The sequence below is a fragment of the Streptomyces sp. NBC_00887 genome (genome assembly GCF_045207585.1).
Genome location: NZ_CP108788.1, coordinates 9,756,869 through 9,779,304 on the forward strand (window position 1 = coordinate 9,756,869; position 22,436 = coordinate 9,779,304).

General features: G+C 65.7%; 18 protein-coding genes. 9 read left to right on the plus strand and 9 right to left on the minus strand.

Annotated elements, in window-relative coordinates; translation table 11 throughout:
- Positions 1-276: 276 nt before the first annotated feature.
- Together OG844_RS44440 and OG844_RS44445 are read right to left on the minus strand one after the other, a co-directional pair.
- On the minus strand, positions 277-1,377 hold the full coding sequence (locus tag OG844_RS44440; RefSeq protein ID WP_406387487.1) for a DUF475 domain-containing protein: 1,101 nt from the start codon (positions 1,375-1,377) through the stop codon (positions 277-279).
- 671 nt (positions 1,378-2,048) lie between these two features.
- Positions 2,049-2,921, minus strand: a complete 873-nt coding sequence (locus OG844_RS44445; protein ID WP_406387486.1) for a Bax inhibitor-1/YccA family protein — start codon at positions 2,919-2,921, stop codon at positions 2,049-2,051.
- Between the two features lie 801 nt (positions 2,922-3,722).
- Between OG844_RS44445 and OG844_RS44450 the strand changes: the two genes are divergently transcribed.
- A complete protein-coding gene (locus OG844_RS44450; protein WP_406387485.1) occupies positions 3,723-4,754 on the plus strand; it encodes a hypothetical protein in 1,032 nt (343 codons plus the stop codon).
- 236 nt (positions 4,755-4,990) lie between these two features.
- Positions 4,991-6,439 carry a dihydrolipoyl dehydrogenase family protein gene (locus OG844_RS44455; protein WP_406395953.1) on the plus strand — a complete coding sequence of 483 codons (1,449 nt, stop codon included), beginning with the start codon at positions 4,991-4,993 and terminating at the stop codon, positions 6,437-6,439.
- A gap of 140 nt (positions 6,440-6,579) precedes the next feature.
- Here the strand turns inward: OG844_RS44455 and OG844_RS44460 are convergent, their stop codons facing one another.
- Complete coding sequence (locus OG844_RS44460) at positions 6,580-7,581, minus strand: helix-turn-helix domain-containing protein (protein ID WP_406387484.1); 1,002 nt, start codon at positions 7,579-7,581, stop codon at positions 6,580-6,582.
- Between the two features lie 1,201 nt (positions 7,582-8,782).
- On the opposite strand from OG844_RS44460, the gene OG844_RS44465 reads away from it, so the two are divergent.
- Positions 8,783-12,454, plus strand: a complete 3,672-nt coding sequence (locus tag OG844_RS44465) for a S8 family serine peptidase (protein ID WP_406387483.1) — start codon at positions 8,783-8,785, stop codon at positions 12,452-12,454.
- A 338-nt stretch (positions 12,455-12,792) separates the two neighbouring features.
- On the opposite strand, the gene wrbA is transcribed toward OG844_RS44465, so the two are convergent.
- Both wrbA and OG844_RS44475 read right to left on the minus strand, forming a co-directional pair.
- Positions 12,793-13,404, minus strand: a complete 612-nt coding sequence (wrbA, locus tag OG844_RS44470; RefSeq protein ID WP_406387482.1) for an NAD(P)H:quinone oxidoreductase — start codon at positions 13,402-13,404, stop codon at positions 12,793-12,795.
- A 406-nt stretch (positions 13,405-13,810) separates the two neighbouring features.
- Positions 13,811-14,176 (minus strand): SgcJ/EcaC family oxidoreductase, encoded by a 366-nt coding sequence (locus OG844_RS44475; RefSeq protein ID WP_406387481.1) that lies wholly within the window; start codon positions 14,174-14,176, stop codon positions 13,811-13,813.
- A gap of 253 nt (positions 14,177-14,429) precedes the next feature.
- Here OG844_RS44475 and OG844_RS44480 point away from each other — a divergent pair, with 253 nt between their 5' ends.
- Positions 14,430-14,645 (plus strand): dodecin, encoded by a 216-nt coding sequence (locus tag OG844_RS44480; RefSeq protein WP_406387480.1) that lies wholly within the window; start codon positions 14,430-14,432, stop codon positions 14,643-14,645.
- 166 nt (positions 14,646-14,811) lie between these two features.
- Here the strand turns inward: OG844_RS44480 and OG844_RS44485 are convergent, their stop codons facing one another.
- Complete coding sequence (locus OG844_RS44485; RefSeq protein WP_406387479.1) at positions 14,812-15,525, minus strand: SDR family NAD(P)-dependent oxidoreductase; 714 nt, start codon at positions 15,523-15,525, stop codon at positions 14,812-14,814.
- A gap of 206 nt (positions 15,526-15,731) precedes the next feature.
- Between OG844_RS44485 and OG844_RS44490 the strand changes: the two genes are divergently transcribed.
- The 5 genes from OG844_RS44490 (at position 15,732) to OG844_RS44510 (ending at position 18,965) form a co-directional block, all read left to right on the plus strand.
- Entirely contained in the window at positions 15,732-16,352 is a 621-nt protein-coding gene (locus tag OG844_RS44490; RefSeq protein WP_406387478.1) for a TetR/AcrR family transcriptional regulator, read from the plus strand.
- 90 nt (positions 16,353-16,442) lie between these two features.
- Positions 16,443-16,745 (plus strand): muconolactone Delta-isomerase family protein, encoded by a 303-nt coding sequence (locus OG844_RS44495; protein ID WP_406387477.1) that lies wholly within the window; start codon positions 16,443-16,445, stop codon positions 16,743-16,745.
- A gap of 112 nt (positions 16,746-16,857) precedes the next feature.
- Positions 16,858-17,103 carry a hypothetical protein gene (locus tag OG844_RS44500; RefSeq protein WP_406387476.1) on the plus strand — a complete coding sequence of 82 codons (246 nt, stop codon included), beginning with the start codon at positions 16,858-16,860 and terminating at the stop codon, positions 17,101-17,103.
- Positions 17,104-17,701: 598 nt separating this feature from the next.
- The gene (locus OG844_RS44505) at positions 17,702-17,905 is read left to right on the plus strand and encodes a cold-shock protein (protein ID WP_406387475.1); all 204 of its coding nucleotides are present in this window, start codon (positions 17,702-17,704) and stop codon (positions 17,903-17,905) included.
- A gap of 337 nt (positions 17,906-18,242) precedes the next feature.
- Complete coding sequence (locus OG844_RS44510; RefSeq protein WP_406387474.1) at positions 18,243-18,965, plus strand: GNAT family N-acetyltransferase; 723 nt, start codon at positions 18,243-18,245, stop codon at positions 18,963-18,965.
- An 87-nt stretch (positions 18,966-19,052) separates the two neighbouring features.
- Here OG844_RS44510 and OG844_RS44515 read toward each other — a convergent pair whose 3' ends face one another.
- The 3 genes from OG844_RS44515 to OG844_RS44525 form a co-directional block, all read right to left on the minus strand.
- Complete coding sequence (locus OG844_RS44515; RefSeq protein ID WP_406387473.1) at positions 19,053-20,102, minus strand: CU044_5270 family protein; 1,050 nt, start codon at positions 20,100-20,102, stop codon at positions 19,053-19,055.
- 14 nt (positions 20,103-20,116) lie between these two features.
- Positions 20,117-20,758, minus strand: coding sequence for an RNA polymerase sigma factor (locus OG844_RS44520; protein ID WP_406395951.1), 642 nt, complete (start codon positions 20,756-20,758; stop codon positions 20,117-20,119).
- A gap of 838 nt (positions 20,759-21,596) precedes the next feature.
- On the minus strand, positions 21,597-22,184 hold the full coding sequence (locus tag OG844_RS44525) for a hypothetical protein (protein WP_406387472.1): 588 nt from the start codon (positions 22,182-22,184) through the stop codon (positions 21,597-21,599).
- Between the last annotated feature and the right edge of the window lie 252 nt (positions 22,185-22,436).

The following is a 22,436-nucleotide window of genomic DNA, read 5'->3' on the forward strand; positions in this document are numbered from 1 at the left end:
GGCCCGGAGCTCCCGCCGACTCAAGAGCCGACTGGAGCCGGCCCTGTTCACTTCGGATCGACCCGCTGGAGCAGTGTCCGGACCAACCACAGATACGCGCCCAGCCGGCGCAGTGCGGCGGTCACGGTTGGCAGGGAGCCCAGATGGACCGGGGCCGGCGAACAGTGCCCGCCCCACACGGGCGGGTGCAAACTGCGCGCATCGGACGCCGGACGCAGTCGTGTCCGGTCGGCAGAGTCCGTCTCGCGCGCCGCCTCATGCCCGGAAGATGGCCGGCTAGGTGGTCTCCGGGCCCCCGCTGGCTGCTGCGAGGGCTTTGTTGCGCCGCACCGAGGACCAGAAGGACCAGCCGATCAGCACGACGCCGACGAGACCGGTGATGATCTCGTTGATCTCGTACTGGATGGTGACGAGCAGGATGATGGACAGCGCGCCGATCGCGTAGTGCGCGCCGTGCTCCAGGTAGACGTAGTCGTCCAGCGTGCCCTGGCGGACCAGGTACACGGTGAGCGAACGGACGTACATGGCACCGATACCGAGGCCGAGGGCCATCAGCACGATCTCGTTGGTGATGGCGAAGGCGCCGATGACACCGTCGAACGAGAAGGACGCGTCGAGCACCTCGAGGTAGAGGAACATGAAGAACGCGGCTTTGCCCACGACAACCGTCACGGAGGCAGAGCCCCCGGCCCTTTTTGCTTCTTGCTCTTCCTCCTCCTCGAGCTTGCTCTCGAAGAACCCGGAGAGGCCACCGACCACGAGATACGTGATCAGACCTGCGATACCGGCCAGAAGGACGGTCTCACCCTTGTCCGCGTGCCCGCCACCGTGCTGATGCGCATGGGTAGCCACGGTGATCGAGGCGATCAGAAGCACGATCAGCGCGACGCAGATCGACAGCATGTCGACCTTGCCGAGCTTCGCGAGCGGACGCTCGATCCAGTGCAGCCACTGGATGTCCCGGTCCTCGAAAATGAAGTCGAGGAAGATCATCAACAGGAACATGCCACCGAAGGCGGCGATGGACGGATGCGCGTCCGTCACCAGTTCCTTGTACCGGTCAGGGTCGTTGAACGAAAGATCAATTGCCTCGATCGGCCCCAACTGAGCACTGATGGCCACGATCACGACGGGGAAGACCAGCCGCATACCGAAGACCGCGATGAGCACACCGACGGTGAGGAAGATCTTCTGCCAGAAGGCACTCATCTTCTTCAGGATTCCGGCGTTGATCACCGCATTGTCGAAGGACAGCGAGATCTCGAGGACCGACAGGATCGCGACGATCCCGAATGCCATCCACCCACCGTAGAACACCGCCGCAACCAAGCCAGCCGCGGTAATCGCGAACGACCAGCCGAAGGTTTTCAGAAGCACTGGCTACCTCTTCGTGTGTGTAACGGATTCTTCGCAGCTGAGCGGTATCCCGCGCCTGACGCAGCTTCATGATGCGAACTTCGGGCGGATTTCGGCAGTTTAGATGCTTGCCCTCTGTACTTTCGTTTTTGCGTCGGTGCGACCGTCAGTGGCGGCATGCGCATGGTGGGAATTCACTCTTCCTGACCCCGCTCAGCCACCCCGCGAACCCGTGCTTGCAATCGAACGCCGCGCCGGATGTGCTTCCCGTGGCCCATCCAGCCCCGCAACGATGCTGAAGGCGATGCAACGTCGCCGCTCGAGACGGCCGAAGCTTCACGGGGCTTCGGCAGCATGAACCGATCCCACGCATACCCTCGGCCTGTGACCCCAGTGCCCCAAGGGCGTGACAGTGTGGCGCCCACTTGAGGAACTGGTGCAAGTGCAGTCGGGCGTAGCGGGCATTGCCGGTCAGGGCCCTGACCGGGCAGCACTTCGGCCAGATCACAGATTTGGAAGGCGGAGAGGCTCAGCGCATCCCGGCGCAACACCATGGCAGCACCGTCAGCGAGTCTCGGACGGACCGGCATTACGGGCACGCATGCGGTGACTCGAAGCGAGTTGCCCCTGCCCTTCAGCCAGCGGTGAGCCCCCGGACCTCTTGCGGCGGCAATCTGTCCAGACCGTCCTGCTCAGGTCCAGTCGTCACCTTGGATCAAACTCAGCAACTGCAGGATCTCAAGGTAGATCCAGACCAGGGACAAAGTGAGGCCGAAAGCGGAGAGCCAGGACTGCTCCCGTGGTGCGCCCTCGTTGATGCCGTCCTCGACCTGCCGGAAGTCCAGCGCCAAAAACGCTGCCCCGAGGAGCACTCCGACGACACCGAACAGCAGGCCGAGCCAGCCACTGCGGAAACCGAGCCCGTCGCCGCGGCTGAACGCGGAGAACAGCAGGTTGGCGAGCATCAGGATCAAAAATCCCACTGCCGCTGCCATGACGAATCCGTAGAAGCGCCTGGTGACGCGGATCCAACGAAGCTTGTAGGCGATGAGTACGCCGGCGAAGACAGCCATCGTGCCCAGCACCGTCTGCACGACGACGCCAGGGCTGATGTAGGTGGACACGGCGCTGGAGATCACTCCGAGGAAGACACCTTCGAACGCCGCATAGGAGAGGATCAGCGCAGGCACCGGCTTGGGCGTGAACACCTGGATGAGGGCGAGGATGAAAGCCACCAGGGCGGCACCCACCGCGATGCCGTACGACGTATTCAGGTTCTCCTCGTCGACCGGCAGGAGCACCCATGACAAGACCGCCCCGAGCACGACCATACCGAGTGTCATTGTCGTACGGACCACGACGTCGTCCATGGTCATCGCTACGCCGGCGGTGCCGGACGGGGCGGTGTCGTTGCCCCATGCGCCCTTGGTCAGGCTGACAGTTTTGGCGTACGGATTGGACCGTCCTGGCGCACCGTTCGTCCCGGAGGCCCGCTCTTGAAGGTCCAACGAGCCGCTGCGGCGATTTGCCGCTTGTGGCTTCAGGAGGGGATTCCAGCTCTTCATCTCACTCAGCTCTTTCGAGGGGGTGCCTTGGGCCGGGCAACCCACACAAGGCGGGTGGTGCCGGCTTCTGGGGAGAACCCTCTCCACTACGAAGACTGTCCGGGACTTCGCCTCGTATTTCTTTGCAGACGGTGAAGCTTCGTTACCGGCGCACCCTCTCGGAAGCCCGGTGAGCACATCCGTGAGCCGCTACGAAGAGACGCTGTCTCCAGACCGCATCTTTCGGGGTTACCCGCCCAGTCTCTACTCTTTCGCGCAGTCCCGCAGAGGCGGATTCCCGGGTGGTGGGTGCAGCCGGACTGCTCTGTCCGCCGAGGCAGACCACGTCGGCCTCACCCTGCTCAAGAGGTACATGGTGAGCCCTTTTTCCGGCACGACGCCTGCGCCCTAGGGAGCGAGGCGATCACCCTCCTGCTGCACACCGGGGCCAGGACTGTTTCGGCGCTTGCACATCGGCCTGGGCGAACCTTTCTGCAGCGGCCGGTGCCGAACACCGCAGAAAAGGGCCAACCGCGCCCAGGCCAGAGCCACCCCGAGCACCATGGGGCCACTGCTCTCTGCGGGTGTCCGCCCGATCGGGTGCGCCGGCTCTTGAGCGGCGACGACGAGGCGACGATGGGAGACTGGGCGCAACGGACGAAAGTGCCTCCGTGCCGTGAGTGCGCGCCCGGAACGACCGAACCGCCCACCAGGGAGGGTCTGCAGGACGAGGTCCCGGACGCCTGCAGCCCTCATGGGCCGGGCCCATGTGCGCAACCCGAAGAGTAGAGATGCGCCCTCACTGCACCTACGGAGGCGTTTTTGAACTCCCACCGCAGCAGTGCCGGCTCTGCCGGGAGCGCCGGGTCCGACGCGCCCGCCACGGCGGAAAGAAGCCGGGTACCGACAAAAGCGTGGTTGCAGCCGGCGCTGATCGGCCTGGCCATTCTGGCTGGCTTCATCGGCGCCTACATCGGCCTCCAAAGAAATCCACAGCCCCACGAGCTTCCGATAGCGGTGACAGGGGAGCAATTGGCCCATGAGGTAGGTGACGCGCTGGGCACCAGCGCGCACATTGTCCACACAGCTACCCCCGCCGCGGCACGGCAGGCGCTCGAGAGCCGCGACGTGGTGGCGTCCTTGACCCAGAACCCCGGTGCCGGTGCGCTGCACCTCGAAGTCGCCGGAGCAAATGGGCAGTCCACCACCGGCATCGTCACGGGCCTCGTGCGCACGTACGCACAGGAGACCGACCAGCGACTGACGGTCGACGATGTCATCCCCCTGGTCAAATACGACGCCCGGGGATTGGCGGGGTTCTACCTCTCCTTCGGTGTCACACTCGCAGGATTTGTTCTCGCGCAGAGCGTGCTGGGGCTCAGAGCGGTGCTGCCCCAGCGCTACCGCTTCGTGCTCATCACCGCCTTCTCCGCTGCTGCAGGCATCCTTGCTGCGGTTCTGGCGGGCCCCGCCCTCGGCGCAGTGCCAGCACCCGTGATTCCTCTGGCCATCACCCTGGCACTGCTGGCAGCTGCTGCGGCCTTCACCACCCAACTGTTCGGTATCTACATGGGCCCCATTGGTGTCCCCGTCGCCACACTCCTCCTGCTGACCTTGGGCAATGCCACCAGCGGTGCGGTCATAGGGGCCAATTTGCTGCCCGGTCCCGCCCACTTCATCTCGCCCCTGCTGCCCCCAGGGGCAGCCGTCCGCGCGATCGGCAACCTCAGCTACTTCCAGAACACCTCGATGCTCATGCCCATGATCACGTTGGCCATCTGGGCTGTCGGGGCTGCCCTGCTCGTCGCGGCCCGGCCGAAGCTCTCGAGAACGAAGGCCACAGGCCGGCCATGACCGGAGGCGGCCCGTGGGCGCAGAGCAGCAACGCGGCCTGCAGCTGCCGCGGCAGGTCGCCACATGCCCCGGGCCGGTCCGGTGATGTGGCAATGCGGGGATCAAATAGAAGGGGAATCCGCACAGTACCGAAGAAGATATGCCACCAACGCCGCATAGCAGCGGCGAGGGAAGTCGCTCCCGGGCTTACCCGTCGTGTAGACCGAGAGCATCAATAACGAGCGGCTGGAGTGGGCATGAGTGACAGTTCTCGGACTTACGATGTCGTTGTTCTCGGTGCCGGTCCTGCAGGAGAAAACCTGGCTGAACGAACGAGCGCTGCTGGCCTCACCTCAGTGATCGTGGAAAACGAACTGCTCGGCGGCGAGTGTTCCTTTTGGGCATGCGAACCCAGCAAAGCGCTGCTACGTCCGGTAGTTGCACGTGCCGACGCACGTCGCATCCCAGGCCTCAGGCGCGCCGTCGAGGGACCTTTGGACATTCCCGCAGTCTTTGCCTACCGCGACAAAATGTCCGCCAACTGGCAGGACGAGAACCAGGTCGACTGGCTGAATTCAGTGTCCGTGGACCTGGTGCGGGGCCATGGGCGTCTGGACGGCCCCCGGCAGGTCGTAGTCCAGACCCCCGACGGCGACACGGTCCGCCTCACCGCACGGCACGTCGTCGGGGTGTGCACGGGCACCGTCACCGCGTTCCCGAACCTTCCGGGACTCGAATCGGTCCGCCCCTGGACGAACCGTGAAGCGACCGCCGCCCGCAGTGTGCCCGACCGACTGGCCGTAGTAGGCGGCGGAGTGGTCGCGGTCGAGATGGCAACGGCGTGGCAGGCGCTCGGCTCCCAAGTCACTCTGCTGGTGCGGGGGAGCGGGCTGCTCCACCGTATGGAACCCTTCGCCGGAGAAATGGTGGCTGCTTCCCTGGAGGAGGCTGGAGTCGACCTGCGCTTCGGGGTCACGGTGAGCGAGGTGGCACGCCAGAACGGCCCGGACAGCCCAGTACAGATCACTCTGTCAACCGGCGACTCGCTGACCGCAGACGAAATCCTGATCGCAACCGGCCGCTCTCCCCATACCGCGGACATCGGCCTGGAGACGGTCGGCCTCACACCGGGGGACTGGCTGGTGGTGGACGACACCTATCGCGTGAGCGCGATCACCGAAGGCTGGCTCTATTCGGTCGGCGACGTCAACCACCGGGCACTGATGACCCATCAGGGCAAGTACCAGGCACGGATCGCAGGCGCGATTATCGGGGCACGCGCCCAGGGTAAGCCGCTTGACATCGGAAAGTGGGGCGCGCATGCCTCGACGGCCGACATCAAGGCCGTCCCCCAGGTGATCTTCACCGACCCGGATGTCGTGAGTGTGGGCCTGACGACTCCGGAAGCCGAGCACACCGGGCGACCAGTTGACGTGGTGGACTACGACCTTGCCCATCTTGCGGGATCCGCCCAGTACGCCGAGGGCTACCGTGGAAAGGCACGCATGTTGATCGACGCCGACCACGGCACGGTTCTCGGCGTCACCTTCGTCGGTCCGGGAGTCCAGGAACTGCTGTACTCGGCGACTGTCGCGGTCACCACCGAGGCAACCGTGGAACAACTGTGGCACGCAGTCCCCGCCTTCCCGACGATCAGTGAGGTCTGGCTCCGCCTCCTGGAGACCTACCGCGACCGCGCCAAGTGAGGCGACCGGGATGACATGAAAACCCTCACCAGGGTGAGGTGGTGCGCGAGGCCGTCCGGCAGGCCCATGTCCACGGAATCCAGGCGACGGCTCGCCTGCACCAGGGCCGGATCGGGCACCCGCCGCGCTCGAAACCGTTGCTACAACCAGCCACGTCGGGCAGCCTGCCAGGCCAGTTGCATACGGGTGGTGGCGCCCGCGAGAGTCATCATCTGGTGGATGTGGCGCTGAACCGTGCGCCGGCTCAATCCCATATGACTGGCAATGGCCTTGTCCGTCACGCCTGCGACCAGGAGCGAGAGCAGCCGGCGGTCGGTCTCGCGCAGGGTGCCCGTGCCGTGGGCCTCCTTGGTGACGTCAACCGCACCGACGCCGCTGACGTGCAGCGGCACAGCGTCCTCCCAGTAGCGTTCGAACAGCGCCGTCAGCGCCTCCAGGAGACTGCTGTCGCGAAGCAGCGCCGCGGTGGGTTCGATGGGGCTCCCGGAAGGCCCGCCCGGTACCAGCGGGCAGATGGCGATGGACCGGTCGGCGACGGCGAGCCGCAGGGGGAGGTGGGGAACCGACCGCGCGACTTCGCCGGCGCCGACAGCCTCAACAACGTTGTCAACCGCGCCGTCGTCATCGAAGAATGCCCGCTCGTACAGGACGCGGTAGCGGACCCCGCGATCCAGAGCTTCGTACTCGGAACGATTGCTGCCGGAAGGCATGGCGACATACTCGGCCTTGCAGAACCACAACATCTCGTGACGTGCGTTCTCCTGCAACTGCCGCAAGTTCTGACGCAGAGCCTCGGCGCCGGTAATGACCTCGATGAGCTGGTCGGCGTCCCCGCGGCGCCTGGTGCCGCGGTAGCTCTCCAGCAGGTCGGTGACTGCGGCCCGGGCCTGATCGAGAGCGTCCGCGTTGCGTTGCAGACGCGGCAGCAACGCAACATCGGGAGGGGACGCGGTGAAGTGGCTCGGCTGCCGGTCGGTGGGACTCGCGAGCCCCATAGTGGCGAGCGCCGCCAAGACACCCTCGGCCTGCCCGGACGTGAGACCGGTCTGCGAGGCGACTTCGTCGGCCGACGCCGTTGAATTCGTGATCAGAAGCCGGTAGACAGCCTCTTCGACTGCCGTGAGGCCCGCTGCCTCAAGCATGCCGCCTCCCTGGTGGCGCGGGCGAGTGCCGGCAGGTGTACCTGCCGAACATGTCGTTGAATATTGGACTATACCTGATGGTGGGTGTGTCTCCGCCGAGTCGATGTGCCTGTGCGACGCCACCACCCATCGACACGAGAAGGTGTGTCGTGCCGATGTCATGGATCCGGCGGGACGCAACGCGCTGCAGCACAGGATCCGCCGATGCCACATGACATGTCATCGGAATCGCGGTGTCACAGATATGACATGTCCCAACCGCGCCATGAGTGAGGGTACGCATAACCGGGCCACACGGCCGCCGACCGGCTCCGCTGCTTAGACACATCCCCCCTTGCCCACCGGGTCACGACGCCGGTGAACCGGGCAGAGCGCGCGGAAGACGGAGGGGGCGGTGGGACCGGCCGCCGCCAAAGCTCCTGGCCCCGGCAGCGCCTGTTGCAGCACCGGGCAACACGCAACGAAATACTGGGTGATGCCGTGCGGTGAATTCCGCGAATTCTCCACACGGGTAAAGGAAACCGCGAGAGGGAGAGTGCGGTCGGCATGCGTTCCGACCGCACCCCCTCCTTTCGGGCGGCCCTTGCGATCCCACCCCCCACGGGGGGATCGCGCCCACACGCCACCCGGAGCCGTCGACTGCCGCACCTTTGAATGCGGACCAGCTCGTCGCCCGCTCGGGAACACAATGGCGGCACCGGAAGCGGATAGTCACCCTCATACCTTGTCCAGAAAGCGCCAAGTCGCCTTTGCGCCATGCTCCGACTCCGGCCGCACATGGTCCTGCCCAGCCCGGCAGTGGCACCGATGCAGCAGCACAGAGGCCACGCACGGCACCTGACGAAGTGCCGGGACCCGGTTGACGCCAACGCCGAGGGACCCCACGATGGCGAACGGCGCATCACGGAAACGAACAACATCCCCACGACAGCCATCGCGGCACACCGGAAGAGCCGTCGTAGGCATTCCCGCACCGCATGCAAAGCCCCCATCACCTCCCTTCCCCCTCGACTTAGATCCTGCTCAACCGCGACTGACAAAACAGCCACCGGATTACTCCTTGAACGAAGCTGACGATGTGTGATCACATTCCGCCCGTCAGCAATTCAGGGAGGAAAATGTGCAGCAAAACGCTGCTCGCAAAATAGGTGCAATAGCGCTCGGCGCTGCGATCACAATGCTGGGCGGCGCCGTTTCGCCCATGGCCCAGGCGACGCCCGCAGCCCATCAGCCGACCGCCGCGCCCCCGGCGCCGAGTCAGGCCGCCCGGACCGTCACCCTCATCACCGGCGACAAGGTGACTCTCACTCCCAGGCCCAAGGGCGGGCCCACACTCAGCGTGCAACGCCCTGCGGATGCCACAGGATCACTGCGCACCGTCACCGACGCCACCGGCACCTACGTGTACCCCGGCGATGCCGACACATATGTTGCCGAAGGGCTGCTCGACAAGCGGCTCTTCAACGTCACCGGCCTCATTGCCCAGGGATACGACGACACGCACACCACCGGTCTGCCCCTCATCATCACCCGCGATGCAGCAGCAGCACGGATGACTGGCGCACACCTGCCAGGAGTCGTAGTCAAGGGCCAACTGGCGTCCGCCCGCGCCGTGGCGGCAACCGCGGACCGGGCCAGGGCAGGGCTCCTGTGGAAGTCACTTCTTCCCGCGACGCAGCGCACCCCCGCCCCGAAATCCTCCACTGGGCGATCCCTGCCCGGCGTCATCGACAGGATCTGGCTGGACGGCAAAGTCAGGGCAACTCTCGCCGAATCAACGGCCCAGATCGGTGCACCCCAGGTCTGGGAACAAGGAGCCATCGGGACCGGAGTCAAAGTCGCCGTCCTGGACACAGGAGTTGACGCCGCTCACCAGGACCTGCACGACAGGATCGTCAGCACCCGAAGCTTCGTGCCCGGTGAGGACGTCACCGACCGCCGCGGGCACGGCACCCACGTGGCCTCGATCATTGCTGGCACCGGCGCCGCCTCAGCAGGCAAGGAGAGAGGAGTCGCCCCAGGAGCAGACCTGGCCATCGGCAAGGTCCTCTCCGACAGCGGCAGCGGAACCGAATCCGGGATCATCGCCGGCATGGAGTGGGCGGCCAGGACCGAACACGCCAAGATCATCAGCATGAGCCTGGGCAATTCCTCCACCCACACTCAGGCCGACCCCATGAGCCAGAGCGTCAACGCGCTCAGTCAGGAGACGGGGGCGCTCTTCGTCATTGCAGCAGGCAATTCCGGGCCAGGCGAATACACCGTCAACGCACCCGGCACGGCAGAGACCGCGCTCACCGTGGGAGCCGTGGACGTCACCGACCAGATGGCCGGCTTCTCCAGCAGCGGACCAAGAGAAGGGGACCAAGGCCTCAAGCCCGACCTCACCGCACCCGGCGTCAACATACTGGCAGCCCGCTCACAGCACCTGCCCGGAGAGGGCGCCTACACCTCCAAGAGCGGCACCTCGATGGCCACACCACATGTCGCCGGCACTGCCGCGCTCCTCCTGGAAAAGCACCCCGACTGGACAGGGCAGCAACTCAAGAACGCCCTGATGAGCACCAGCAAGGTCACCTCCGGCATATCCGCCTACCGTGGCGGCTCCGGACGCGCCGACATCTCCGCAGCCTTCCGCACCCAGGTCGTCGCCTCCGGCGCAGTCGACACCGGACTGATCAAATGGGCACGCGACCCAAAACCGATAGAACGCCGCATCACCTACACGAACAGCGGCAGCACCCCGATCGAGCTGCGGCTCTCGCTGGAGCGGGGAACAAGCCCACCCTCCCTGTTCGCGATGGGCACCGACCAAGTCACCGTCCCGGCACACGGAAGCACCTCCGTCCCCCTCGTCATCGACCCGCGTGAGGTGGCAGCCGGCGCCCACACCGGCCAGGTGATCGCACACGACCATGCCGGAACGGCCCTCGTCCACACCATGCTGAGCGCCAGAACGGAAACTGAGCGCCACGACCTGGTGCTCCAGGCGAAAGACCGCCAGGGCCGGCCCACCACCGGCACCGCCCAGCTCGTATCCGCCCAGGACCCGCTGCGGCCGCAGTTCCTCCAAATCCCCGAGTCCGGGCTGACCCTGCACCTACCCCGCGGCTCCTACGCCGCCACGATGTTCAAGGACGTGCAAGGGGCACACGGCGCACACTCCAAAGGCCTGGCACTGCTGGGCGACCCCGAGATCGAACTGACCGAGCAGCGGACCGTCATCTTCGACGCCTCCCGCGCACACCAGATCCGGGCCCTGACCCCCAAGCCGAACATGCCCGCCCACACCAGACTCGAATACTGGCGCTCGTTCACCACCACGCACCCGCAGTACGGGACACCCGGGGACGTGCTCGACAACAGAACGGTCGGCCCGGAGTACGACAGCGTCTGGGCCCAGCCCTCCACCGGCAAGGTGAAGCACGGCGGATTCATACTCACCACCAGATGGCGAGCCCCGCAGACCCCGCTCACCGTCTCCTACGACGGACACGACATAGACGTCCTGACCCAGAACGGCTCCAAGCCGCTGCCCGAGGGCACCACCACGATGGCGGACGCCGTCTTCGCGGGCACCGGGACCCCGGCCGACTACGCCCGCCTGTCCGCCGCGGGCAAGGCCGCCGTCGTGCGTCGCAGCACCACCGTCACCCCCTACGAGCAGTCCCAGGCCGCCCACGCCGCAGGAGTGAAGATGCTTCTTGTGGTCAATGACGCCGTAGGACGGCTCAACACCTGGTACGGCCTTGACGACTACGAGTCCGCCGGACCGGTGGCTGTCGCCTCGGTGACAGGAGACGACGGTGAGGCACTGATCGCCGACATAGCGGAATCACATGGCGCCAAGGTGCGCCTGCGGGCCACCGCGCACCCCGACCCCTCCTACCTGTACGACCTGGTCAGCCAACACACGGCAGGCATCCCGGAGGACCTCGACTACCGGGCCGCACCGCAGAACCTGGCGCGGATCGACCTCACCTTCGGACAGGATGCGAAGACCCGGGCGACGGAGACCAGGATGGACTTCCCGCCCTATGTCTTCGGCGGCGGCTCGAGCTTCCCGTCCTCGCCCGTGGCACGCGGACCACGCACCGACTGGGTCTCCACAGGAAACGACATCAGGTGGCAGCAGAAGGTGAGCGCCAGGGAGGTGCTCGACCAGTCAACCGACGTGGTCTCCTACCGCCCGGCGCACACCTACCAGGACCGATGGCTCACACCGATCATGCGACCACGCATGATCAGTGAACACCTCCCCGTACGGCAGTACGGCGCAAAACTCGTCTTCACGACGCCGGCATGGGGGGACAACGGAACGGCGCACGCCGGCCAGGGGTACAACAGCGGCGGTCTGTCCCAGCGCACCTTGCTCTACCGGGGCGAGGAACTGCTCGCCGAGTCCGACTACGACAGCGGATACGCCTGGGACCTACCCCCCGAAGCGGCGCGGTACAGGCTCGTGGTCGAGGGCGTCAACGCCAACCCCGCCTTCAGCCCCTACTCGACCTCGACCCGCACCGAGTGGTCGTTCGTCTCGGGTGAAGCGGAACAGCAGATTCTTCCACTCGTCCAGCTCGACTACGAAGTGAATCTGGATGCCGAGGGCAGGGCCCGCCGGAATGCGGCTCTGGAAGTCACACCCTCAGTGCTCGGAGACCCGGGCACCAACGTCTCGTCCCTGGGACTGGAGGTCTCCTACGACGACGGGGCCACGTGGCACCGGCCCAGAACCACGCACCACAAGGGCACCTGGAAGACATCGCTCGCGGCTCCGAAAGCAGCATCATTCGTGACCCTGCGGGCCACGGCGAGAGACGAGAAGGGAGGATCAATCACCCAGACCCTCACCCGAGCCTACGGCTTGAAGTAAGCAACGCACGGGGAGCGGTGCAGCCGCTCGAACCGCTCCCCTTCGCCCCGGTGCGTGCCCACCCCACCGGGACCTGCGCCGAGGTCCCTGCCGCCGGGTGCTGCACATGACAGTGCCGCCCAGACCGGGGGAGTCTGGACGGCACTGTGGCAGAGAGGTCCAGTCTCTGCCCAAGCTCCTGAGGCGCCGAGCAGATCAGAGGGGTACTGATTCTGCGCGCGTCCTGCAGGAGCGGATCGGGGGCCCGACTCAGCGTGATCTGCGTCGGCCTTCTGCTCTCCAGCCCGGTCTGCAATGTGTCATTGCAGGCCGGGAGCCGGGGCGCACACGCCGAGCGGTCAGGCGGCGGCCTTGAGCTTGCCAGCGATCTTCACCACGCGCTCCGCCTGGTGGCGGGCCGCGGCACGGGTGGTGTCACCCACCGGGTTGTTGCCCTGCGCGTCCACGTGCGAGGTGCCGTAAGGGTTGCCGTCCTCGAACTTGACCGGGTCGGTGAAGCCGGGAGCCACCAAAATGCCGCCGAAGTGGTGGACGGAGGTGTAGAGCGCCTGCAGCGTGGTCTCCTGGCCGGCGTGAGCGGTGGCCGAGGATGTGAAGCCGCTGTAGACCTTGTCGGTCAGTTTGCCCTGGGCCCACAGGCCACCGAGGGTGTCCATGAACTGCTTCAGCTGGGCGGAGACGTTGCCGAATCGAGTCGGCGTCCCGAACAGGACCGCGTCGGCCCACGCGATGTCCTCCACCGTCGCCTCGGGTATGTCCGTCGTGGCGATGTGATTGGCGGCCCAGGCCGGGTTCGACTCGATGGCCTCCCAAGGAGCCAGCTCCGGTGCCTTCACCAGACGAACTTCCGCTCCCGCCTTGACCGCTGCGTCGCGCAGTTCCTTGGCGATCTCGGTAATGGTGCCGGTGGAGGAGTAGTACACGACAGCGACGTTCACAGCGGTGGTCATGGGGGTCATCTCATTTCTGGATTCGACTTCACCGGCTATATGACCGGTCGTCTATAAAGTAGGCGGGTTGGCGATCCCTGTCAAAGGAATGCCGAGTGACTTAAGAGACACAGGTTGGCGCCTCGTCCGGGAATTCGCCGGCGCACACCGCAGTGCCTCGATCGCCTCTACCTAGCGGCGCTCGGCCTGGCTGCCGGTTTCGACACCTGCCCAGGCGCCTTTGACGCTGATGCGAAAGCTCGCCGAATCCCACGGGGAGGCGCCATGGGCTGTGGTCGGCGCCGGCAGTCCGCCCGTCGATCAGGCTCTGGGTCTGTCGGCAGCGGCCTGCCCGGTGCTGGATGCCCCCGCGGACCGTTACCGGCCCGCGGGGGCATCCAGCCCTCGAAGGGATGCTCGGAGTTTCTCAGCTCTGAGTGGCCACCCGGGAAACGTGGTACTGGCGGATCCTCCAGCGGTCGTCCCCGTGCTGCAAGACCAGTGACATGTGCACCTTGGCCTCCCAGCCGGACGGGTCGCTGAATGTGACGTCTGCGAAACCTCCGGCAATGTCCTTGCCGAGCGAGTAGGTGTGGAGCACCGTCACGTCTGCGCTTCGGTCCGCTGCGACCGCCTCGTAGTAGTCGCGTACCGCGCTTCTGCCGGAGAGCACCACCGGCCCGAAGCCCTGGAAGAGGGTGTCCGGAGTGAACAAGTCGGCCATGACGTCCGGCTGGTGGCCGTCGAACGCGGCCTTCCACTGGTTCAGTACGGCATTCATCGGGTGGCTCATCGCGTCAACTCTCATTCCGGTGTGCGGGACACCATCGGGACCGCGTCCAGGGGCGCCATCTTGGCAGTGGCATAGTAGACCGGTCGTATAAAAATTGCCCACACAGTCCTGGTGCGCAGAAGAGCGTGGGTGGCTGGAGGGGGAGCTGCAGGCGCTCGCCGCGGGAAGCCTTGGTTCCCGGTGGCCGGCCGAGCTGTCGCGGAGGCAGTTGGCTTGGGGCACGGTAGAACAAATCCACCGACAGGAGCGGCTCATGTCGAACCACACCTACCGCGTCACCGAGATTGTCGGCACCTCCACGGAGAGCGTCGACCAAGCCGTGCGCAACGGCATCCAGCGTGCGGCGCAGACGCTGCGGGGGCTGGACTGGTTCGAGGTGACACAGGTCCGTGGTCACATCGTCGACGGGGCGATCGGGCATTTCCAGGTTGGCATGAAGGTCGGCTTCAGGCTCGAGGGCGGCGCCTGAGGCCCCGCCCGTCCGGACCTGTCCCGTGACGATGCCTGAGACCGCGAACGTGCCATTTGCCCGGTTGGGCGAGCCGAGCCAGGTCTGCGTCTGCCGCGGCGCCTGATGCCGCCTGCGGTGCTGCCCGTCCCTGGCCCGCCGACAATCCGGCGTCCGGCAGGGCGGGTCAGTGTCCTGCGTTCTGGCCACCGTCAACGTGCAGGATCGAGCCGGTGACGAACGGCGCGTTCTCGAGGTAGAGCACCGCGTCGACAATGTCGCGCACATCGCCCATACGGCCGACCGGGTGCATGGCGGCGAGTGTGTCGTGGTGCTGCTCGTCGTGCATGGGGGTTTTGATCGTTCCCAGGGAGACAGCGTTGGAGCGGATCCCGTTGGCGGCGTACTCGATGGCCAGGGCCTTGGTGGCGGACTGCAAGCCTCCCTTGGTCAGGGAAGCGAGGATCGAGGGAACCTTCGAGCTGGGCTGGTCGACAAGACTGGTCGTGATCTGCACGATGTGGCCGCCGCCCTGTTCGAGCATCCTGGCGACTGCGAGCTGGCTGATGCGGAAGAAGCCCGCCACGTTGACCCCGAGCGCCGTGTCGTAGTCCTCCTGGGTGAACTCGGTGAACGGCTTGGAGATGAAGACTCCTGCGTTGTTGACCAGAGTGTCGATGCGGCCGAAGCGCTCGATGCCCGCGGCGATGACGCGTTCCGCGGTGGCCGGGTCTGAGATGTCACCCCGGACGGTGACGACGTCAGGGTCCTGCGACGCGGTGATGCTGCGTGACGTGGCCACGACGCCGTAGCCGAGCTCACGGTAGGCCGCGACGATGCCGGCGCCGATGCCCTGGGATGCGCCTGTGATGACCGCTACCTTCTGTCCCTGCGTGCTCATGATGACCTCCTGGATGAGAGAAATAGTCGACTGGTCGTCTATAAGGTAACCGACCGGCTCGACGGAGTCAAAGAGGCTGGTGTTGACCGTCCGGCGCCTCGGTCGCCTGCGCCCTGGGGGTGCGGCTCGCACCTTGGAACCTCCATGGCTCAGGGTAATAGACGACCGATCTACTACTTGTAGTCGGATGGTCGTATACTTGCGCTATGGGACGCACCAGTGACGCCAGGAACAAGATCCTCACCGCCGCGCAATCGCTCATCGAGCTGCGCGGGTACTCGGCCCTGGGCGTGGCGGAGATCTGCAAGAAGGCCGAGGTTCCAAAGGGGAGCTTCTACTACTTCTTCGACTCCAAAGAGGCCCTGGCCCTGGCAGTAATCGATGAGCACTGGGCTCTCCAGCAGCAGGGGTGGGCCCGGGCCCTGGGCGGCAACGAAGAGCCTCTGAAGCGGCTCCGGCAGTTGTTTGAGGAGACGCAAGCCGCTCAAAGTGCAGGTCAAGCCACGTGCGGCTCCGTCGCCGGATGCATGTTCGGCAATCTCTCCCTGGAGCTGAGCAACCAGACCGAAGCCATCCGGGAACGCTTGCAGCAAATCTTCGACGCACAGGTGGGCATGGTCGAAGAAGTGATCGCCGCAGCATTGGAGCGAGAAGACATCACTGTCGCCGACACCCGCCAGGCCGCCCGTTCGGTTGTCGCGCAACTGGAGGGCCAGGTGCTGTTCGCGAAGCTCTACAACAACACCGACCAGCTCGACACGCTGTGGGCGAACTGCCTGGCGTTGTTGCGCGCGAGTGCACCTGCGGAAACCGCAGCGACGGTGTGACAGGCGTAGTCAGACGCAGGCAACGGCTGCTGTTGTGCCACCGGTATCTTTCCTGGGTTTTTCAGGAAACAGCACCAAACGGAGGTAGTGATGAAGGAGTTCCTCGTCGAGCTCATTACGACTGTTCCCGAGGGCACCGACTCGGCTGAAGTCGAACGGATCCGTGCCGCAGAAGGCCTGCGCGCGAAGACACTTGCGGCCGACGGGCACCTCGTGCGGCTGTGGCGCCCTGTTGGAGAACTGCGCAGTATCGGCGTGTGGTGTGCCGATGACGAAAATGAGTTGCGAGAAAAGGTCCTGGGTAGCTTGCCTCTGTGGCCGTGGATGACAGCAACGATCACGGCACTGCAATCTCATCCCAACGACCCGGGCAAAGCCAGCTCCGCCACCTGACCCCGACAGGCCACTTGTTTCCCCGGCATCCGCTGCCCCGTGCCATGGCCCTCGGATGCTGCCCCGAAGACCCAGACACCAGCTCGAAACGGCTGGTGAGTACGATCCAGACATGCGGGAACCACGGGAGGCAAGCACTGGAGACCTGGCCGCCGCGTACTTCTGCTCGGGAGTCGTCATCGTCGCCTCTGTGACCGTGGGGATGCTGGTGGACCCACTCGTAGCTGCCCTCGTGGCCGGACCCTTTGCCGCTCTGTTTTTCATTGGCCTCGTGGTCACGCACTTTCACCACAAGCGAGGTATGGACGCGGTACGCCAGGCCTACGTAGCCACCTTCGTGTGGACCAAGTGGTTCTAGGGCGAGCACGTGCTTCATCAGGACGTGTTCAGCCTGCGCACGCGGAGACTCGGATGACGAAAGCTGCCGCGGTAGCTGTACCGAGGGAGTGGTAGTCGTGCCGCCGCAGTGTCGAGGGCTGTTGCGAAAGCGCTGCGGTGCCCGCCACTGATCCTCAAGGCCGACTGGCCTTGCCATGCGGGCCCGTGCGTCGGCGGCAGCCGAGTTCGGGTGGCGTGACTCATCGGTCAACAGCGCGTTGAGTTTGGCAACACGTGCAGGTGTCACGCCGCCCCACGGCCGTGACACCTGCACGTGTTGCCGGCCTCCGGTTCAAACCCATGCCACACCCTCAGATCACTTCTGTTGTCCGTCGCTGTAGCGTCGAAAGTCTCGCGGGGAGACGGAACGGCTCAAGCGGCGCTGGAGCCACACCAGAAGTACCCGCATCGGGCGTTGCTCTGTGATGGGAAGAGATTCACCATGTAGCGTCACCGCCAGATGTCGTGGTCCGCACTACCCGCCCGCGCTCCGGTGCGGGCGTTTCGCTGCAAAGAGCGGGCCACAAGCCCCGGAGCCGCATGATGCGGAACCGGATGTCAACGTGAAAGGCACCAGCATGGCCAGCGGATCCGTTAAGTGGTTCAACGCCGAAAAGGGTTTTGGTTTCATCCAGCAGGACGGCGGCGGGCCGGACGTCTTCGCGCACTACTCTGCCATCAACGCCACCGGTTTCCGGGAGCTCCGGGAAGGCCAGGCCGTCACCTTCGACATCACCCAGGGTCAGAAGGGCCCTCAGGCGGAGAACATCACCCTCGCCTGACGAGCAGGTGAGCTCACCCAGGCCCACGAGCCCGCTCCCGGGGGCCTGGTTCCCCGCACACCGCCCTCCTCGCGCGCTTGGAGACGGGGGAGGCGCGGACGAGGAAGATCCCGGCACACACGGCCAGGATCCACGCAGGAAGCACGCCCGCCTTGGCGCCGATCTCCGGCCCGCACCCCCGTGAGAACCCGTAGTGTTTTTTCCGAACTCGCCTCGACGGGCTGACTCGCGGGCCACGAGCACGGCTAAGCCTGCCGGTGTGTCCGATGGCGGAGGCCGGAGTTCGCTGAACTCAGTGGCTCCTGCCGTCGCGGCCCAGCATCACCTACGGAGTCCAATGCCTGCACGCACGAACGAGTGGGGTCAGTCCATCGGGGACCCGGTTCCGGAATGGAGCCCCCGCCCGTTGCCGGTCCGCCGTACGCTGAGCGGCCGACACTGCCGGCTGGAGGCCCTGGACCCCGAACGTCACGCCAAGGACGTGTTCAGCGCGCTTCGGTCGGCGCCGGACGATCGTGACTGGACTTACATGGCTGTCGGTCCCTTCTCCGACGCAGAGGAGTACCGCCTCTGGGCAGCCGACGCCGCGGCCGGCACGGACCCCCTGCACTATGCGGTGGTCGACAACAGGTCCGAAAGGGCAGTGGGCACCCTCTCGCTCATGCGCCAGGACCCGGCCGGCGGGGTGATCGAGGTGGGCAACGTCATGTTCTCGCCACTGCTGAAGCGCACCGTCATCTCGACGGAGGCACAGTTCCTCCTGATGACCTATGTCTTCGACGACCTCGGCTACCGGCGTTACGAGTGGAAGTGCGACAGTCTCAACGCCCCCTCACGCAGGGCCGCAGAGCGACTCGGCTTCAGCTACGAAGGCACCTTCCGCCAAGCAGTCGTCTACAAGGGGCGCAACCGCGACACAGCCTGGTTCTCGATCGTCAGCAGCGAGTGGCCGGCGCTCCGCGATGCGTTCGGTGCCTGGTTGGCGCCCGCCAACTTCGACACCGACGGCATCCAGCGCCGAACACTCGCGCAGACTCGTGCCTGCACCGCCGCCGAGTGACTCTGCCAAGCCTCTTGCATCAGAACGCGTTCGACACCGTGCTGCTACCGCCGATGTCATGACACCCCACCGGCACGGGCGGGCTCGCTACGCCCGGGAGGAGGTGACCTCCTTCAGGTCGTCGACGACCTGCCGGGCGGTGATGGCCGAGGTGAACAGGATGGTGCCGGGCTCGATCTTGCCCGAGTCACCGCCGTGAGGACGGACTTGTATGGTGCGCTCGCCGAGGTAGGTGTAGGTCTCGGCGTTGAAGATCATCTCGGTGCGGGCGCCGCTGGTTTCGTCGAGCCGCGCGACAGCCACGCCGTGGCGGCCGGCCGCGTCCACAGCGTCCTGGACCTGGACTACTCCAGGGACCTTGGCGGCTGCCTTGAAAAGTGCGGTGTTGAGGTCGGCGGGAGCTAGGGATTCGTTGAGCAGGTCTCCGATGGTGGTGAACGCCTGCTGGTCAGGGTTGTTGCCCATCCCCTTGGTTTCCTTGTAGATCTTCGCCAGCAGGGTGTCGGCGTCGGTGGGCAGGGTGGCGAGGTAGTCATGAGTGGGGGCGTTGAGACGTCCGGGCTCGGACGCACCCTTCTCGTTGATCCGGTCGATGCTCTCACCGTCAGCCGGGGTGTTGGTGGGGTCGATGAGCCAGCCCTTCGTGCCGTCCCCGGAGAGCCAGATCTGTCGGCGGTTGATGCCGTCACTGGCCACGGTGGTTTTGTCGTCGACCGTGCGCTCGTAGGTTCCGCCGAACTTGCTCTCGATGTAGATGTACTGACCCTCGCCGACGGAGGCGACCGGCTTCTTCGTTGCCGCCAGCGCGATCCGGTTCAGCAGCTGCGGCACACCCTGACTGGTGCTCGTGCCGACCTGCGCGATAAGCGCCGGCTGTGCGGTGGGGGAGTTGCTGCTGGAGCCAGTGAGAGTGACGAGGCCGGCGGCGACAACGGCCAGCGAACAGGCGGCGGCCGGAAGGACGAACATGGGCCGCAGGAACCTGCGCCGCTTGTCGGGAGTGGGTGTGTTCGCCGCGGCGTCCGACTGGTGGATGAAAGTCATCAGGGCTTCCTTGTGGAAGGTGTGGCGGCCCGCGGGGAGGTCGGCTTCCTCGAGGCTGACCAGACGAGCGGTCTCCTGCCACTCATCAGGCATAAGACGATGCTGGCTCATGAAATCCGGGTTCCTTCCTGGACGGGCCGGACCGCAGTGGTGCGGTCGCTCTTTACCTGTCGATTCGCCGACTGGGGTTCCCGGATTTCTTCCGACAGTTCCGCATCCGCAAGCTTGCGCAGCTTCGAGCGGGCGCGGGAGAGACGGGAGCGAACCGTCCCGACGGGAATCTGCAGGAGCTGGGCTGTGGTGGCGTAGTCCAAGTTCTGCCAGAGGCACAGACTCAGCACCTCGCGCTCGCTGCGGCGTAGCTTGGCGAGTACGGCAGCGGTTGCAGTGAGCCGCCGACGGTCGTCGACCCGGCCGGCGACCTCGTCAGCGTGGTCGGCCACCGAGGTGTCTGTCCGTGCCGCAGCGAGTGCTGCCGCACGGAAGCGGCGGTTGCTGCGCGCTTGGGCGCGCACGAGATTGGTGGCGATACCCAGAAGCCAGGGACGCAGGGAGCCTCCGGTGGCATCGAGACGCTGGTGGCACCGCCAGGCTTCCATGAACGTCGCGGACACCACGTCCTCGGCTGCGGCCCAGTCCGAGGTCAGTCGGAAAGCATGGTTGTAGAGAGTCCGGGCGTACTCGTCGAAAAGGTCTGCGAAAGCCTGCGGATCCCCCGCACGTATGCGCGCACGCAAATTTGTTGTCACATCAATCAGCTGTCGATTCAGAGGCCAGAGTTCCTGTGATGTGAACCACACCCGATGGGTGGGCAGGCTCTGGCAGTTCGGCGCGCAGTGCCACCCTGGGAGCTTCTTCCGTGATGCGCCGTCCGAGCACGTGGCGAGCCTTTCCCGCCACCCTCTGCCGCTGGTGCTGTCTACCGTCCAGTAGTCGTCGGGACCGTGCGGCCAGTTGGGCGGCAGAGGGCAGAAGCGTCCCCGTGGTTGATGGGCCGGCGCCCGGCCGTCCGCCCCTTCCGCGAAAACTCCATGCCTGGCGGGCCGGGCGGGGGGCCGGCGCCCGAGTGTTCTGGCTCGACGGCCAAGGCGAACCGGCGCCCGGCACCGCGGGCTTCGGGGGCAGAAGCCCTGCAGAGTCTTGCGTGGCCGGAGTGAAGGCTCGTCGCGTTGTCTTTGGCATCGAACCGGCATATCATGTTGATGCGTCAAGCAGTTTGTGGTCTGCTTGCGTAGACAAGCGTATGGTTGGAGCCTCGCCCAGGCCAGGGAAGAAGCATCTGGGCAATTGATTGTTCAGCCTGTGGCATCCATTTAAGGGAAGCCCTATATTCCGTTCCGATTCGGTGAAGTGTCGGCGGCCCGTCCGCGAGCACACTCGCTTTCCGCCGAGACGGATGTGGAGGAGGGGCAGGCACAGCCCGCCTCACGCACCGATGATGAACAGGTGGGCCCACGTACTGTTGCGCAGGTTGTGACCGCTGTCGACCAGCGCACTCACCTCTGCACCGGCCCGTGCCAGGCGAGCACTGACGGCGCCGAGCGGAGTGCATCACCCCACAACCGACTTGCGTACTTCCAACTCTGGCTAAGCCTTTTCGGTCTGGTCGGTAGGCTCAGCCGAAGCCACGGGCTGCGACACACCGGGAGGGGTGTAGTAGACCGAGGAGCCCTGCTTGGTGCGCTGCGCCCGATGCTTGGCAACGAGCCCTTCGAGTGTGTTGCGCACCACTGTGGTCTGGACGAGGCGTTCGGGGTGGGCCTGGGTCAGTGCGGCGGAGACCTCGGCGGCGGAGCGCGGTTCGCTCTGCTCGAGGAGGTGACGGCGTACGAGTTCCACCAGCGTGGGTGTGGTGCCCTTCGCCGCTGCGGCCTTGGCTGCCTGTGCGGCAGCGGCTTTCTTGACGGGCGTGTTCTTGCCGCCTGCGGCCTGGGCTGCCGTGTTCGTGCGGGCTACAGGCACGGTGGCCTCGGCGGTCGGCACGACACCGCCCAACGCCTGCTGGATGCTGACCAGCACACTCTGATCATGCTGCAGGGCGGTGAGCTGCTCCTGGAGGGCGGCGACCTGACTGCTGAGGCTCTCTTGTTCCTTGGCGTTGCGCTCGAGGTCGTCGTTCACCTGGGCCGAGTACTGCGCAGCTACTTTGGTAGTGGAGGTCAAGCTTTCGGACATGATGGTGCTTCTCCTTGGCTGGCTGCTGGAGGGCGGGCGCAGGGGTGAGTAGCTATCGGCCAGGGATTGCGCTGCCACCGCTGTGCATGCCCGGGAGCAGAGATAGTACGGATACGGGGGTGACGATGTCTCCTCCCGCATTCCATCCCTGGCTGGTCACCGGGACGGGGGCGGTGTAAGTGAAGGCTGGGGTGCTGCACGAGACGCGCCGGCGCTGTCCTGGAAGGGGGCGCTGTTCAGCGCCGTCATTCC

Excerpts from the sequence above, each read along its gene's own strand:
- OG844_RS44445 (WP_406387486.1), bottom strand. The coding sequence starts at position 2,921 with ATGAAGAGCTGGAATCCCCTCCTGAAGCCACAAGCGGCAAATCGCCGC.
- OG844_RS44455 (WP_406395953.1), top strand. The coding sequence starts at position 4,991 with ATGAGTGACAGTTCTCGGACTTACGATGTCGTTGTTCTCGGTGCCGGT.
- OG844_RS44460 (WP_406387484.1), bottom strand. The coding sequence starts at position 7,581 with ATGCTTGAGGCAGCGGGCCTCACGGCAGTCGAAGAGGCTGTCTACCGG.
- OG844_RS44465 (WP_406387483.1), top strand. The coding sequence starts at position 8,783 with ATGGCCCAGGCGACGCCCGCAGCCCATCAGCCGACCGCCGCGCCCCCG.
- wrbA (WP_406387482.1), bottom strand. The coding sequence starts at position 13,404 with ATGACCACCGCTGTGAACGTCGCTGTCGTGTACTACTCCTCCACCGGC.
- OG844_RS44475 (WP_406387481.1), bottom strand. The coding sequence starts at position 14,176 with ATGAGCCACCCGATGAATGCCGTACTGAACCAGTGGAAGGCCGCGTTC.
- OG844_RS44480 (WP_406387480.1), top strand. The coding sequence starts at position 14,430 with ATGTCGAACCACACCTACCGCGTCACCGAGATTGTCGGCACCTCCACG.
- OG844_RS44485 (WP_406387479.1), bottom strand. The coding sequence starts at position 15,525 with ATGAGCACGCAGGGACAGAAGGTAGCGGTCATCACAGGCGCATCCCAG.
- OG844_RS44490 (WP_406387478.1), top strand. The coding sequence starts at position 15,732 with ATGGGACGCACCAGTGACGCCAGGAACAAGATCCTCACCGCCGCGCAA.
- OG844_RS44495 (WP_406387477.1), top strand. The coding sequence starts at position 16,443 with ATGAAGGAGTTCCTCGTCGAGCTCATTACGACTGTTCCCGAGGGCACC.
- OG844_RS44500 (WP_406387476.1), top strand. The coding sequence starts at position 16,858 with ATGCGGGAACCACGGGAGGCAAGCACTGGAGACCTGGCCGCCGCGTAC.
- OG844_RS44505 (WP_406387475.1), top strand. The coding sequence starts at position 17,702 with ATGGCCAGCGGATCCGTTAAGTGGTTCAACGCCGAAAAGGGTTTTGGT.
- OG844_RS44510 (WP_406387474.1), top strand. The coding sequence starts at position 18,243 with ATGCCTGCACGCACGAACGAGTGGGGTCAGTCCATCGGGGACCCGGTT.
- OG844_RS44515 (WP_406387473.1), bottom strand. The coding sequence starts at position 20,102 with ATGCCTGATGAGTGGCAGGAGACCGCTCGTCTGGTCAGCCTCGAGGAA.
- OG844_RS44525 (WP_406387472.1), bottom strand. The coding sequence starts at position 22,184 with ATGTCCGAAAGCTTGACCTCCACTACCAAAGTAGCTGCGCAGTACTCG.